At 64.2% G+C, this 13,859-nt stretch carries 13 protein-coding genes; 1 reads left to right on the top strand and 12 read right to left on the bottom strand.

Features of this window, described 5'->3' with window-relative positions; all coding sequences use genetic code 11:
* Positions 1-94: 94 nt before the first annotated feature.
* The 12 genes from NLN62_RS01555 to NLN62_RS01500 all read right to left on the bottom strand — a co-directional run bounded on the left by NLN62_RS01555 (position 95) and on the right by NLN62_RS01500 (position 11,935).
* Positions 95-1,840: a tannase/feruloyl esterase family alpha/beta hydrolase gene (locus NLN62_RS01555; protein ID WP_051390003.1), complete on the bottom strand. Its 1,746-nt coding sequence runs from the start codon at positions 1,838-1,840 to the stop codon at positions 95-97.
* A gap of 93 nt (positions 1,841-1,933) precedes the next feature.
* Entirely contained in the window at positions 1,934-2,758 is an 825-nt protein-coding gene (locus NLN62_RS01550) for a carbohydrate ABC transporter permease (protein ID WP_027526056.1), read from the bottom strand.
* Positions 2,755-3,693: a carbohydrate ABC transporter permease gene (locus tag NLN62_RS01545; protein ID WP_027526055.1), complete on the bottom strand. Its 939-nt coding sequence runs from the start codon at positions 3,691-3,693 to the stop codon at positions 2,755-2,757. The genes NLN62_RS01550 and NLN62_RS01545 overlap by 4 nt, the downstream gene beginning before the upstream one ends.
* Complete coding sequence (locus NLN62_RS01540; protein ID WP_027526054.1) at positions 3,690-5,015, bottom strand: ABC transporter substrate-binding protein; 1,326 nt, start codon at positions 5,013-5,015, stop codon at positions 3,690-3,692. The genes NLN62_RS01545 and NLN62_RS01540 overlap by 4 nt, the downstream gene beginning before the upstream one ends.
* A gap of 92 nt (positions 5,016-5,107) precedes the next feature.
* Entirely contained in the window at positions 5,108-5,887 is a 780-nt protein-coding gene (gene soxA / locus NLN62_RS01535) for a sulfur oxidation c-type cytochrome SoxA (RefSeq protein ID WP_027526053.1), read from the bottom strand.
* Complete coding sequence (soxZ, locus tag NLN62_RS01530) at positions 5,884-6,204, bottom strand: thiosulfate oxidation carrier complex protein SoxZ (protein ID WP_027526052.1); 321 nt, start codon at positions 6,202-6,204, stop codon at positions 5,884-5,886. Before soxZ ends, soxA begins: the two co-directional genes overlap by 4 nt.
* On the bottom strand, positions 6,204-6,662 hold the full coding sequence (locus NLN62_RS01525; protein ID WP_027526051.1) for a SoxY-related AACIE arm protein: 459 nt from the start codon (positions 6,660-6,662) through the stop codon (positions 6,204-6,206). Before NLN62_RS01525 ends, soxZ begins: the two co-directional genes overlap by 1 nt.
* A gap of 8 nt (positions 6,663-6,670) precedes the next feature.
* Positions 6,671-7,111 (bottom strand): sulfur oxidation c-type cytochrome SoxX, encoded by a 441-nt coding sequence (gene soxX / locus NLN62_RS01520; RefSeq protein ID WP_371932892.1) that lies wholly within the window; start codon positions 7,109-7,111, stop codon positions 6,671-6,673.
* Positions 7,112-7,115: 4 nt separating this feature from the next.
* Positions 7,116-8,393 (bottom strand): FCSD flavin-binding domain-containing protein, encoded by a 1,278-nt coding sequence (locus NLN62_RS01515; protein WP_254107105.1) that lies wholly within the window; start codon positions 8,391-8,393, stop codon positions 7,116-7,118.
* A 47-nt stretch (positions 8,394-8,440) separates the two neighbouring features.
* Positions 8,441-10,627 carry a molybdopterin cofactor-binding domain-containing protein gene (locus tag NLN62_RS01510; RefSeq protein ID WP_254107104.1) on the bottom strand — a complete coding sequence of 729 codons (2,187 nt, stop codon included), beginning with the start codon at positions 10,625-10,627 and terminating at the stop codon, positions 8,441-8,443.
* 10 nt (positions 10,628-10,637) lie between these two features.
* Positions 10,638-11,087, bottom strand: coding sequence for a (2Fe-2S)-binding protein (locus tag NLN62_RS01505; RefSeq protein ID WP_027526047.1), 450 nt, complete (start codon positions 11,085-11,087; stop codon positions 10,638-10,640).
* Between the two features lie 218 nt (positions 11,088-11,305).
* Positions 11,306-11,935: a cupin domain-containing protein gene (locus NLN62_RS01500; protein ID WP_254107103.1), complete on the bottom strand. Its 630-nt coding sequence runs from the start codon at positions 11,933-11,935 to the stop codon at positions 11,306-11,308.
* Positions 11,936-12,145: 210 nt separating this feature from the next.
* Here NLN62_RS01500 and NLN62_RS01495 point away from each other — a divergent pair, with 210 nt between their 5' ends.
* Complete coding sequence (locus tag NLN62_RS01495) at positions 12,146-13,837, top strand: peptide ABC transporter substrate-binding protein (protein WP_254107102.1); 1,692 nt, start codon at positions 12,146-12,148, stop codon at positions 13,835-13,837.
* Positions 13,838-13,859: the final 22 nt, after the last annotated feature.

Raw genomic sequence — 13,859 nt, 5'->3', positions numbered from 1 at the left:
CGAACTTTGCGTCAACGTCAGGTAGAGCGCCGGCAGCGGTGTTACGAGCCTCGGCTTGAGAAGGCGCGGGCGGTCGATCGCCGCCCGCCGATTGTCACGGCGTCGAGACCTTGCAAACGTAGCTTTCGGCCGCCGCCTTGTCGCCGCCGACATAGCGCGGGTAGTTCGGATAACGGCACATCGGCCGGGCTGCTTTCAGCGCGAACGGCGGCGCGGGGTCCTTTGACGTCTGGACCAGTGCGTCGGCCGGCGCGACGCCGTCGCTCGCCCAGCGGTCGAGCGGTTCGAGCAGATCGACCATGGTCGGGATCGCGGAACCGTCGAGCACGCTCGTGCCGTGTCCGGTATGCGTCGAGCCGGGCGAGACGTAGAGCCGTGCTGAAGCCTCGACCGTCGCCTGACCGAGCCGCGCCACGACGGACTGGAAATAGTTGATTCCGGCGAGCGGGCTTTGCGCGAGGTCTGCCATGTTCTCGCGCAGGATCAGCTTGCCGCCATGTGCGAAGAAAGCCGACAGGTCGGGATCGGTCGAGTCGAGGATCTTCGACACCTCCTCGACGCGGGCCCGAAAGTCTTCGGGACGATAGGTGCGCGGGTCAAATTTCTCGTCGCGCGTCAGGAGGAAACGTACGGCATTGCTGCCATAGAGCCATTGCTGCGACACCGTGGCGACATCAAGTTGCTCCGTCGGCGCTGCCGTGCCCATCACCCAGCGCGTCATGGTCATCCGCTGCGGGTCCGGTGTGGTCTCGTTGCCGTAAAGCCATTGCGGATAGGTCGTGATGCCGTTCGCCATCGCAAGCGGGAATGGATGTGGTGCGTGCACGGTCTGAACCTCTGTTATCTGCGCGTCCGACAGGCAACCATCGCCTGTGTCCGCGCCTTCCGGGCAACGCAGCGCCTGCACGTTCACCTTCGACTGGCAGGCGAGATAGTTGCTGACGATGCCGTCACGCAAGCCGTCGAGGTCGTCACAGGCATTGGCGACGAATTTCGCAAGCGTCTCGCTCTTGGCCGGGTTGAGCCAGCCGCCCTTGAATTGCGGCAGGCCATTCAAGATGAAGGACTGGAACAACATGGAGAGCTGCACCACCGGTACCACGCTGACGATCCCGTCATAGTCGGCAGGGAAGCGCTGGGCCATCGTAAGACCCTCGCGGCCGCCCTCCGAGCCGCCGAAATAATAGATTTTGGCCGGCCGTCTCGAATAGAGCGTACCGATCAGCGCGACGGCGACATCGCGCACCTTCTTGTAGGAGGCATAGCCGTAATTGGTCAGCATTTCGTCGTTGAGGCCGAACTGGCCGATGCGATCGGGCGCAAAGCTCGCGGCTTGATGCCCGGAATCCGTGCCGAGCGTGGCATAACCGCGGGTCAGCGGCAGCGCATCGTCGGGCGCCGCATCGCGCAGCGGCGCAAGGCCGCTCACCAGCGTGCCGTTATAACCACCGCCGCCATATTGCAGGAGCTTGCCGTTCCACGCGGCCGGCAGGTTGAACTGAAAGTTGATCAGTTGCGCAGCCGGGTCGACCGGCGCGATGGTGCCCGTCACCTTGCAGAAGTCCGGCGTCGCGGGGGCCGCCGCCTTGGCCGGTGCTGCCGGCGTGAAGCCTGCCGACGTGACGGTGGCATCCCCGCTGGGCAGGCCGACCAGGCGAGCCGGGATCGTTCGTCCAGCGAGACTCGCACAGGCGCCTTGAAAGGCCTCATCCGCCGCCGATGATCGGCCGCTGGCGGACAACACGATCGCGCAGACGGCCAGGCTGGCTGCGGCTTTCGACACGCGGCGCATCGTGCGGCTTCGCTTGGTATGGTCGGCGTCGCCCGTGTTTGGTCCCATGGTCCCAATCTTTTCTTCTTCAGGATGATCGCTGCATGCGCAGCGGATCGTCTCATCGCTCGTTCGGCTTGGCCGGGTGACGACGAGGCGTGCTTATCCGCCCTTCACAGCTCCAGCCGTCAGGCCGGCGACGATCTGCCGCTGGGCAACCACCGTCAGCAGCAGTACCGGGAAGGTGACGATCAGCGCGGCGGCAGCGAGCGGTCCCCAGCTCAACTGATCGAACGAGATCATGTTGTAGACGGCGACCGGCAGGGTGCGCGTCTCGCGTCCGGCCAGCACGATGCCGAAGACGAAATTATTCCAGGAGAAGATTACGGCCAGGATGAAGGCGACCGCGATGCCGGGTTTCGCGATCGGAAGAGCGACGTGGCTGAAGACCTGCCAGCGCGTCGCGCCGTCGATCAGCGCTGCCTCTTCCAATTCCATCGGTGTGGTCTCGAAATAGCCGATCATGATCCAGATCACGATGGGCACCGTCACCACGAGATGGATGATGACCTGCGGCACCAGCGTGCCGAGCAGTCCGAGCCACTGGAACAGGATAAACAGCGGGATCAGGTAGGACAGGCCGGGCGTGATGCGGGCGATCAGGATCACGATCGCGGATTTGTGCGCGGCCATCCGCGCGATCCCGTAGCCGGCGGGAACGCCCACAATCAGCGCCAGCGCGGTCGCGCTGCCGGTCACGATCAGGCTGTTGAAGAAATAGGTCAGGAAGCGGTTGGAGGCGAGCACGTCGGTGTAGTTCTTCCAGGCGATATGCTCGGGGATGAACACCGGCGGGTAGGCGGCGTTGTCGACCTCGAACTTGAGCGATAGCGAGGCCATCCAGAGGAAGAACAGGATTGCCGGCGACACGATGACGAGCACCGAAAACCAGAGGCCGATTTGACCCAGGATCTGACGTGGAGTCATGCGCCCCTCGCGATTTCGGTCCACAGCATGCGCTGGCGCATGTAAAGCATCAGGGCAGCGAGTGCGACGATGAGGAGGAAGAACACCACGGCGATCGCCGAACCGTAGCCGAGGTCGTAATAGGTGAAGGCGACGCTGTAGAGATAGATGTTGATCGTCTCCGACGCCGAGCCCGGTCCTCCTTGCGTGATCGCGAAGATGATGTCGAAGCTTTTCACCGCGTCGATCATCCGGATCATGCCGGCGATGAACAGGAACGGCATGATCAGCGGCAGCGTGATGAAGCGGAACACCTGCCAGAGATTGGCGCCGTCGATCTGCGCGCTTTCGTAAGGCTCGGTCGGGATCGCGGCGAGGCCGCCGAGCACGATTAGCATGACCAGCGGCGTCCACTGCCAGGTCTCGACCAGCACCAGCGAGGGAATGACGGTTGCGGGATGAAACACCCAGAGCTGCGGTGGCAGGCCGACCAGCGACAACAGGTAATTCAGCACGCCGAGCTGCGGATGGAACATCATGGTCCAGACCAGCGCGATCGCCACCGGCGTTGCCATCATCGGCATGATGAAGATGCCGCGCAGGAAGCCGCGGCCGGGGAATTTCTGGTGAAACACCACGGCTGCGAGCGTGCCGAAGACCAGCGGCAGCACCACCGACAGTACGGTGTAGACCATGGTGTGGCCCACCGATTCGAGGAAGCGCGGATCGCTCGTCAGCCGCAGATAATTGGAAGGCCCGACGAACGTGGTCGGCGAGCCGACCTTCCATTCGTTCAGGCTCATCCAGATCGTGAATAGCCAAGGAAAGATGATGATCGCGAGCACGACGACCAGCGCCGGCACCACGAACGGCCAGTAGGACGGTGGCCGCAACTCCTTCTCCGGCGCGGCATCGGATTTTGCCGCGGCCGGAGTTGCTTGTGTCAACGCACTCACGCCTTTTCGCTACGCTCCAGGATCGGTCGGTATTGCTCGTGGGCCTTCTTCAACTCGGTCGCGGGATCGGCGCCGGCCAGGGTTGCGGTGATCGCGGCGCCGACGAGATCGCGGAATTCGGCGACTGGGATCACGACGGGCAGGCCGAGCTTGCTGATCTTGGCGGAATCGATCACCGATTGCAGCCACTCGGCCGGCATCTTCACGCCCTTCTGGACCTCGGGGTCATTCAGGATCGAGTTGCGGAACGGCACGCCGCCGCCGGCCTGCAACAGCCGCGCGCCTTGCGTCTTCGAGACCGCCCACTGGCAGAGCAGATAGGCCGCTTCCTTGTTCTTGCTCGCGGCGGCAATGCCGAGGCCGTCGCCGTAAGTGGCCGAATATTGGCCCTTCGGCCCGGCAGGCACGACGGTGTATCCGACCTTGCCGACGACGCGCGAGGCCGCCGGATCCTCCAGCGGTGGCGCCCAGCCGACGCCGTCGATCCACATCGCCGAACGGCCTTGCGAGAACGAGGCCATCGACTCCATCCAGTTGAAGCCGGCGACGCCGGGCGGAGCGACCTTCGTCAGCAGCGTCTGGTAGAGCTTCGTCGCCGCGACGGCTTCGGGGCCGTCAGTCAGGATGTTGCCCTTGGCATCGAGGAATTCACCGCCATAGTCGAGGAAGAAGTTGGTCCACAACGTCATGTTGGCGTTGCGCAGGCCGCGCCCGACGAAGCCGTAGGTGCCTTCCTTGGCATCGGTGAGCTTTTCTGCGGCCGCGACCATCTCGTCCAGCGTCTTGGGCACCGCAACGCCCTTTTTCTGGAACAGCTCCTTGTTGTAGTAGAGGATGAAATAGTCGACCGACCAGGGCAGCGACAGCATCTGGCCCTTGTCGTTCTTGGCGTATTGCAGGCCGGCGGCCGAAAAATCGCTCTCGACGAGATCGGGCGCGGTCAGCGTCGGATCCTTCATGAAGGGCGTGATGTCGGTGAGCCAGCCGGCTTTCTCGAACTGCCGCTTCTGCACGTGATAGCTGAGATGGACGACATCGAAGCTCGGCCGGCCCGAGGTGAGCTCGATGACGCATTTCTGGCGCTGCTGCTGCTCGGGGATCTGCTCCGATTCCACCTGGATGCCGGTCAGGTCGGTGAACTCCTTGATGTTCTTTTGCAGGTTGTCGCCGCGCGGACCCTTGGCGAGGATCACCTCCAGCTTGGTCCCGGCATATTTCTTCCAATTGACCTCGGCATGCGCCGGGAATCCGGTCAGGCTGAGCGCGCCAGCCGCGGCGGTCCCCTTCAAAAGCGTGCGGCGCGAAATACGATGGTCAGCCACGTTTGTCCTCCCTGTGACTCGTTTCTTGGGAGGGATACTAGCGTCCGCGCCGCGTCTGCCTAGTCCTAATATTTCTCTGCGGGTTAAGGGGATTAAGGCCGCACGGCCGGGCTCTCCATGGGCATGCCGCGCGCCCGTGCCATCAGATAGAGCTCGAGCGCGACCAGTTCGGGCGCGCCGTAGTCAAAAGCCTGGGCGCGCACCCCGCTCATGCAGCTGCGCAACCGGCGCTCCAGAGATCCCAGCGTCTGCCATTCCAGCCGATAGAGCGGATAACCGGTCGGCTGCCCCTGCGTGACCGGCGCGCCCGCCAGATGCTTGTCGTAGTTGTCGTCGTGGCAATTGGTGCAGGCGAGGTTGAGCTGGCCCTGCCGCTGCACGAACAGCGCACGGCCTTGTTCGACGAACGGTTTGAGCTGTGGATCATCGCCGGCCGTGATCGCCACCCCTCGCGACTGGTGGGCGACGAATGCCGAGAGCGCGAGTAGGTCGCGACTTTCGTGAGACAGGGGCGTTGCCTGCTGATGGTTGGCGCGGCAAAGATTGATGCGCTGGTCGAGCGTGACCGGGCGGCCCAGCGCCTTGTCGAAGGCGGGATAGCGCGCCGCGACGCCCTTCATGCTCTCGCGCGCATCGCCATGGCAATCGGCGCACGCCCTGCCGGCGCTGCCGCTTCTTGTCTTCCACAGTGCTTCGCCGTCCAGCACGAACAGCATACCCGGATTGGACGTATCGTCGTCCTGCATCGCGCGCGTGTCCGGTCCCATGAAGGAATAGCCCGAGTGGCGCGCGTCCTGTGGGATTTCGCCGGCGAGCAGGGCAGGTGCGGCGACGAGCAGCATCGCCGCGATGATCGTGCGTGCAACGCTCATTCTACCGTGATCGATGCAGACGCGGTCGAGACAAAGCCGTTGTCGCCGATCCATTCGAACTCGAGCTTGCCGCTATCTTTTGCGACCGTAAAGAACGACAGATACGGGTTCGCGGCGATTGCGGGAAAGAGGTCGGCGCGAAAGATCTCGGTGCCGTTGTAGCGGCAGGTAAAGCTGGTGATGATGTCGCGCGGCACGAGCTCGCCGGCCGCCGTGCGGCGAAATCCGGTTTCCATGATATGCGAGGTCAGCGTCCGGATCTCGATGACATCGCCGCGCTTGGCTTTCGGCGGAACGTTGATGAGAGCGGAGGCCATCAGTTCACCTCTTCGGTGCAGGCGGCAAGTGTCACGACGACGTCGGCCGCGACCTGCCAGAAGGAATCGTCGGACAGGCGCGCGATCGCGACAACCTTCTGGCTGTCCGCGAGGCGGATGCGGGTCGAGACCTGCGCGCGCCCGGCCCAGGGGCCGAGATGGAAATTGCCGATATTGGGTTGCGGGTTCTTCTCGTTGAAGACGTGGATGCTCTTGACGTAGTCGGCCGCGGTCATCGGGCTCGCGACGCTGACTGTCATCGGCACGGTGTTGCCGTTCTCGACCAGTGGCGGAATGTCGAGCCTGATCTTGCCGGTGCGCAGTTGCGCCTCGCCGACGACATTGCGGATCGCCGTGCCGAGCATCGCGGGTGTCGCCTCGATCGGGCGGATCGTGACGATGGGAATCGTCCCGGCGGCGACCGTGAGGTGCAAAAACTGTCGACGTGTGCTTGGCATTCCCCGTCCTAGTCCCGAAGCGTTGCAAGATAGGCCACGATGTCCTCGATCTGGCTCGGGCTCAGGATCGGCTTGCCGGCAAGGTTGCGGCCGACGCGAACGAGCCCGTCGTTACGATAGTATGACGGCATGATGGTCTCTCGGTTGAACCGCGATGCGTCCACCAATCGCAGCCGCAACTGACTTGTCGACCACCTGTTCCCGGCGCCCGTGAGGTCCGGCGCGAGATCGCCCTGGAACCGCGTCTCCGGAAACGGCCCGGAATGGCAGAGGATGCAGGTCGTGCTGCGATCGAGCACCAACGCGCGCCCGCGCGCCGTATCGCCGGGCGCGCCGGTGAGCGACTCCGGGATGCCATCGCCGACAATGTTGTAGGACACCAGCGCCTGTGCCCGCGTGCCGTCGGTAAGTGCAAGGCTTGCCGCGATCAGTGCGGCGATATGGATCATCGGCCTAGCCAAAGGTCGCCGCCGTGATGGTTTGAAACCAGCGCTCGGTTTCCGCAGCTTCGCGGGCGCGTCGTTCTGGCGGTGCGTCGAGCGGACTGGTGGTGCCGCCCTCGACCTCGGCGAAGATGTCTCCTTTCGGCTGGTAGTTGCCGGCGAGCGAAAAGCCGTAAGCGGGGGCGACCGTGTTGTAGCAGACGCCGGTCAGCCGTGGCGTTTCCGTCGTCCGGCCAGCAATGAGATTGACGATCGCATCCGCGCAGGCACGTCCTTGCGCGCTCGCGGCCGAGGCCGATTTCGGAATGCCGCCGCCGAGGCAGGCATCGCCGATGACGTGGATATTGGGCACGAGCCTGGATTCGAAGGTCATGGGATCGATCGGGCACCAGCCGGTGGTATCCGCCACCCCGGCAATCGCGGCGATGCGCCCGGCGCGTTGCGGCGGAATGACGTTGGCGACTTGCGCCGTGTAATTGCCGAACTCGGTGATGACAGTGTTGCTCGCGGGATCGACGGAGGTGACGCGGCCGCCCTGCGACAGCGATACGCGCTCGATCATGCCGCCGTAAAGCTCCGTCCACGCCTTCTCGAACAGTCTTTGTTGCGTGAAATTGTCCTTGGCGTCCAGGATCAGCACTTTTGAGCGCGGCTTCTTCGTCTTGAGATAATGTGCGATCAGGCTGGCGCGCTCGTAAGGCGCCGGCGGGCAGCGCGAGGGGTTGGCCGGCACCGCGATCGTGACGAGGCCGCCGTCCTCCATGGCCTCCAACTGCCTGCGCAGCAGCATGGTTTGCTCGCCGGCCTTCCAGGCATGCGGCATCTTTTGGCTTGCGGCTTCGTCATAGCCGGGCAGGCCGTCGAAATGGAAATCGACGCCGGGCGAGAGCACGAGACGGTCGTAGGGAAGGGATGAGCCGTCGGCCAGCGTGACGCGGCGAGCTTGCGGATCGACCACGGTTGCGGCCTGAGCGATGACGGTTACGCCGTCGGACGCGATCTTCTCATAGCCGAACTGCTGCGCTTCGATCTCGCGCAGGCCCGCGATCACCTCGTTGCTGAACGGGCACGCGGTGAAGGTCCTGTTCGGCTCGACCAGCGTGACCTGCAAGTTCGCTTCGCTGCGTTTCAGCGCGCGGGCGCAGGCCGCCCCGCCAAAGCCGCCGCCGATCACGACGACGCGGGCTGAGCCTTGCGCGCGCACGATCGCGGGCAGGGCCAGCGGTGCGGCCGCGATGCCGAGGACGGCCTTTCGCCGTGTCACGGAGCGCGTGGTCATGAGCATCATCCGGAAGATGCTGCGGCGGCCCGTGGGCCGCCGCAGCTGCACCTTGCTTAAGCGAAGGAGATGTTCTGGTCGCGCAGCGGCACCGATCGGATGCGTTTTCCCGTCGCTGCGAAATAGGCGTTGAGCACCGCAGGTGCGGCAACCCCGATGGTCGGCTCGCCGACACCGCCCCAGAACCCGCCGCTCGGCACCATCACCGCTTCCACCTTCGGCATCTCGTTGATGCGCATCGAGTTGTAGGTGTCGAAGTTGCTCTGCTCGATGCGTCCGTCCTTCACGGTGCAGCCGCCATAGAAGAGCGCGCTGAGGCCAAAGACGAAAGAGCCCGCGATCTGGCGTTCCACCTGCGCCGGATTGACGACGTAGCCGGGATCGGTGGAGGCCACGATACGATGCACCTTGATCTTGCTGCCGTCGGTCACCGAGATTTCGGCGGCGCCGGCAACATAGCTGCCATAACCCATGACCTGCGCGATGCCGCGATAGACGCCCTGCGGCGCCGGCTTGCTCCAGCCGATCTTCTCGGCCACGGCATTGAGCACAGCCAGATGCTTGGGGTGATTGCCCATCAGCTTGCGGCGGAATTCGAGCGGGTCCTGGCCTGCGGCATGGGCCAGCTCATCCATGAAGCATTCCATGTAGATCGCGTTGTGATTGACGTTGACGCCGCGCCAGAATCCGGGCGGAACGTGCGGGTTGCGCATCGCATGCTCGATCAGGAGGTTCGGCACGGAGTAGCCGAACGCGGCTTCGCCGGACTGGGCGACGCCCTGGAACGTGGCCGGATCCATGCCGTTTTGCAGCGCCTCGGGGCGCAGCGAGAACAGGATCGACTGCCCAGAGAGGCGGTAGTGCAGCGCGACCAGATTGTTGTCGGCATCGAACGCGCCGGTCATCTTGCACTGGGTGATCGGGTGATACCTGCCGTGCGCCATGTCCTCTTCGCGCGACCACAACAGCTTGATCGGCGTGCCCGGCATCTGCCTGGCGATTGCGACCGCCTGGCGGACATAGTCGGTCTGGCCGCGCCGACCGAAGCCGCCGCCGAGCATCAGCTTGTGCACGTCGCACTTCTCTGCCGGCAGGCCTGAGGCTTCCAGCACCGCCGCGAAGGCGGCCTCGCCATTCTGCGTGCCGCACCAGACCTCGCATTTGTCCGCCGTGTAGAGCGCGGTGGCGTTCATCGGCTCCATGGTGGCGTGGTTCTGGTAGGGATAGTTGTAGACCGCCTCGATCTTCTTGGCGGCGCCGGCAATCGCCGCTTTGGCGTCGCCGTTCTTGTTGCCGACATAGGCCGGCTGCTCGTTGTCGAGGCCCTCGGCCAGCCACTTCGCAATCGACTCGCTGGAGACCTTCGCGTTGTCGCCCTCGTCCCAGACGATCGGCAGCGCTTCCAGCGCGGTCTTGGCGTGCCACCAGGTATCGGCGACGACCGCGACCGCGCTATCGCCGACCCTGACGACCTTCTTGACGCCCTTCATGCCCGCGATCTTGGCCTCGTCAAAGCTCTTCACCTTACCGCCGAACACTGGGCAGTCCTTGATCGCGGCGTTCAGCATGCCCGGCAGCTTGACGTCGATGCCGTAGGTCATCGCGCCGGTGGTCTTGTCGGCGGTGTCGAGCCGGCTCACACCTTTGCCTGCGATGGTCCAGTCCTTGGGATCCTTCAGCTTGACCTCGGCGGGCGGCGTCAGCTTCGCGGCGGCCTCCGCGACCTTGCCGTAAGTCGTGGTCCGGCCCGACGGCGTGTGGGTGATGACGCTCTTGGCGGCCGTGCATTCGGACGCCGGCACTTTCCATTCATTGGCCGCGGCCTGGATCAGCATCATGCGCGCGGTGGCGCCGCCCTTGCGGACATAGTCTTGCGAGGAGCGGATGCCGCGGCTGCCGCCAGTCGAGAAGTCGCCCCAGACGCGCTTGCGGGCGACGCTCTGGCCGGGTGTCGGATATTCGGTCGTCACCTTCGACCAGTCGCATTCGAGCTCCTCGGCGACGAGCTGCGCAAGGCCGGTGAGCGAGCCTTGGCCCATTTCGGAGCGGGCGATGCGGATCACCACAGTGTCGTCGGGCCGCACCACGACCCAGGCGTTGACTTCGGGCGAGCCGTCGGCGGCGCGGACCACGGCCGGTCCGCCGAAGGGGATGTCGAGGCCGAGCGCAAGGCCGGTGCCGACCGCGGCGGTGCCGATGACGAAGGCACGGCGATTCATTGCAGGCGAAACGTGCTTGTTCATGGCCGCCTCCTCAAGCGTTCGCGATCGTGTGGATCGCTTCGCGCACCTGCTGGAAGGTGCCGCAGCGGCAGATATTGGTGATGGCCTCGTCGATATCGGCGTCGGTCGGTTTCGGCTTCTCCTTGAGCAGCGCCGCAACCGCCATGATCATGCCGCTCTGGCAATAGCCGCATTGCGGAACGTCATGGGCGATCCACGCCTGCTGCACCTTGTGCAACGTAGCGCCGCTCGCCAGCCCCTCGATCGTGGTGATCTGCTTGCCTTCGGCTTCGCTGACCGCGACGCCGCAGGAGCGGGCGGCGACGCCGTCGATGTGAACCGTGCAGGCGCCGCATTGCGCGATGCCGCAGCCATATTTGGTGCCGGTAAGGCCGACATTCTCGCGGATCGCCCACAAGAGAGGCGTATCCGGCTCGACGTCGACAGTGATTGATTTTCCGTTGATCGTAAGGTTTGCCATCGCAGTCCCCTGATTGGCCCATCCACCGATGAGGCCCAAGGCGCGCAATCTGTCCGGCAAACGGAACCGTTTCAAATCAACAATCTGGGGTTGGGCCCGCTAAGAATCTTGTGGGAGCGGGAAGATTGTCGAGGATGCGGTGTTACGCCGTCTTCACGGCTATGCCGTGTGCGCATCGGCGAGGCGCGCAGAGCTCATGACGCGCTTGCACAACGGCCTCAACCGTCCGGCGGATCGGTCTGGCGCAGCGTCGTCACCCAGATCACCCGCGCCACCTGCTGCGTCGGGTTGTCGAACATGTGCGGCACGATGCTCGGGAAGCGGAAGCTGTCTCCGGCCTCGAGCAGATGGGCCTGATTGTCGAGCCATAGCCGCAGGCTGCCGGACAATATGTAGCCCGCCTTCTCGCCGGTGTGCTGGAAGAAGTCGGTGCCCGACGAGCCGCCAGGGTTGAGCGTGAGCTCATAGAGTTCGAGTTGGCCTTTACCTTCCGGTGTCAGCGCTTCCTTGACGACGCCGCTGGCAGTGAGCCGAAGCAGCCGCCGGCTGTTCTTGCGCACGATGTAGCGCGGTGCCTCGCTGGGATCGCTGGTCTCGAAGAAATAGGAGATCGGCACGTCCAGCGCGATGCTGAGCAGGCGCAGTGTGCGCACCGACGGCATGGCGCGCGCGCGTTCGAGCTGGCTGATCATGCCGGTGGAGAGGCCCGTGCGATTGGCGACGTCCTGGATCGAGAGGCCGGCGCGCTGACGAAGCAGGCGCACGGTCTCGCCGAGACGCTGGTCGACCGCCTCGTCGCTGTCGATCGGGGCGTTGTTCGGAATGCTCGTCTCGCCGCGCCCAGCCATTATTGCTCTCCTGCATCATCTCGCCGCATCATCAGGCGCAGTTCAGTCGGATTGAAAATGTGACGCATACTAGCAATGCGATTGACAGGTGTATTTAGCCGTGATGAAATTTCGTTCGAAAAATTTAGAAGCACTAAAGCCCACTCCTGTCCCTTTGCCGGGTCACGGGGCGCGGGAGAGGGTGCCGTGCGCGAGAATCGGAGAGTGGTCATGGCAGGCGAGACCGGCAAGTTCGGCGTTCCAGCACTGCGTCCCGGCATCCCGAACCGCCGCCAGTTCATCCAGCTTGGCGCGAGCGCAGCCGCCGGATGGGGCCTTTCAGGCACGGCTTTCGCGCAAACCGAACGTCCGACCAATCCGCCGGACAAGCCGCGCGGGCAGGTGATCGCGGCACTGTCGCAGGAGCCGACCGTCTTTCATCCCCTGATGCCCAGCATCGAGGTCGATCAGGGCGTTTGGTGGCAAGTGTTCTCGCCGCTCTGGTTCATCGATCCCGACAGCAAATTCGTTCCCGATCTCGCTCGCGAAGTCCCTTCAATCGAGAATGGCGGGCTGTCGGCCGACGGGCTGACCTGGAAGGTCAAGCTGCGCAACGACGTGAAGTGGCACGACGGCACGCCGTTCACGGCGGAGGATGTGAAGTTCTCGCTTGAGCTGAACAACAATCCGGACTTTCGTGCGCGCAGCCGCGTTGGCCACAGCCTGGTGAAGGACATCACGGTCGTCGCGCCCGACGAGATTCACTGGCGCATGGAGCGGCCGTATTCGCCCTACATGTCGATCCTGGGATCGCTGACTTTCATCGTGCCCAAGCACATCCTGGAGAAAGTGTCCGATCCGAACGCCTCGCCGTTCCACAATGCGCCGGTCGGAACCGGACCGTTCCGCTGGGGCGAGCGCGTGCCGGGCGACCATATTCTGCTCAATGCCTATGCCGGCTACCACGGCAAGGGGCCGTACCTCGAACGTGTGGTCTTCAAATACATCCCCGACCTCACCGTTCTCTACACGCAATTCCGCACTGGTCAGGTCGACTACACCGGCCTGCAGGGCATCCAGCCGAACTTCGTGCAGGAGGCGAAGACGCTGAAGGGGCGGAAGATCTTCGTCTCCTCGACGTCCTCGGTGGAGCATATTGCGCCCAACCTGGAATTCGGCCCGTTCGCCGATCGCACGGTGCGCGAGGCGCTTTACCTCGCGATCAACAAGAAGGCGATCATCGAAGCGCTCAACTACGGCCTGCCGACGCTGACCGAAAGCTTCGTGCCGCAGCAGGCCTGGTCGTTCCAGCAAGGCCTGCCGCAGCACAGCTACGATCCGGCCAAGGCCAATGCGCTGCTCGATGCCGCCGGATGGGTCCGCGGCTCCGGTGGCGTTCGCGAGAAGGGCGGCGTCAAGCTCGAATTCACCAACTCGACGACATCTGGCAATGCCGTGCGCGAGCAGACCCAGCAGCTCCTGATCCAGGATTGGCGGGCGATCGGCGCCGCCATGCGCGTGAACAACATGCCGGCTGCGGTGATCTGGGGTGATTACTGGCAGCAGTCGAAATTCAATTCGGTGCTGGTGTCCGTTAACTTCATGCTGGGCAGCGATCCCGACGTGACGCCGCGCTTCGGGTCCGGCGCCATTCCCGCCAAGGGCGGCCGCGGTTACAATACCTATCAGTACCAGAGCGCGGAGGCCGACCGTCTCCTTGCCGAGGGCGCCAAGCAGTTCGATCTGGCGCAGCGCAAGACCACCTACGGCGATCTGCAAAAGCTCATCCGCAACGATCTCGCCATCCTGCCGCTGTTCCAGGGGTTCATTGCCGAGGGCGTCAAGGAGGGGCTGCAGGGCTTCCGTCCCAACATCAACACCTCGATCAACTGCTGGAATATCCGCGAATGGTACTGGGCGTGATGGATCCGGCCTGCGGGATCGC

Source organism: Bradyrhizobium sp. CCGUVB23, assembly GCF_024199885.1.
GTDB lineage: Bacteria > Pseudomonadota > Alphaproteobacteria > Rhizobiales > Xanthobacteraceae > Bradyrhizobium.
Note: the sequence above shows the minus strand (reverse complement) of the source record. Positions and strands in the feature narration are given on the sequence as shown.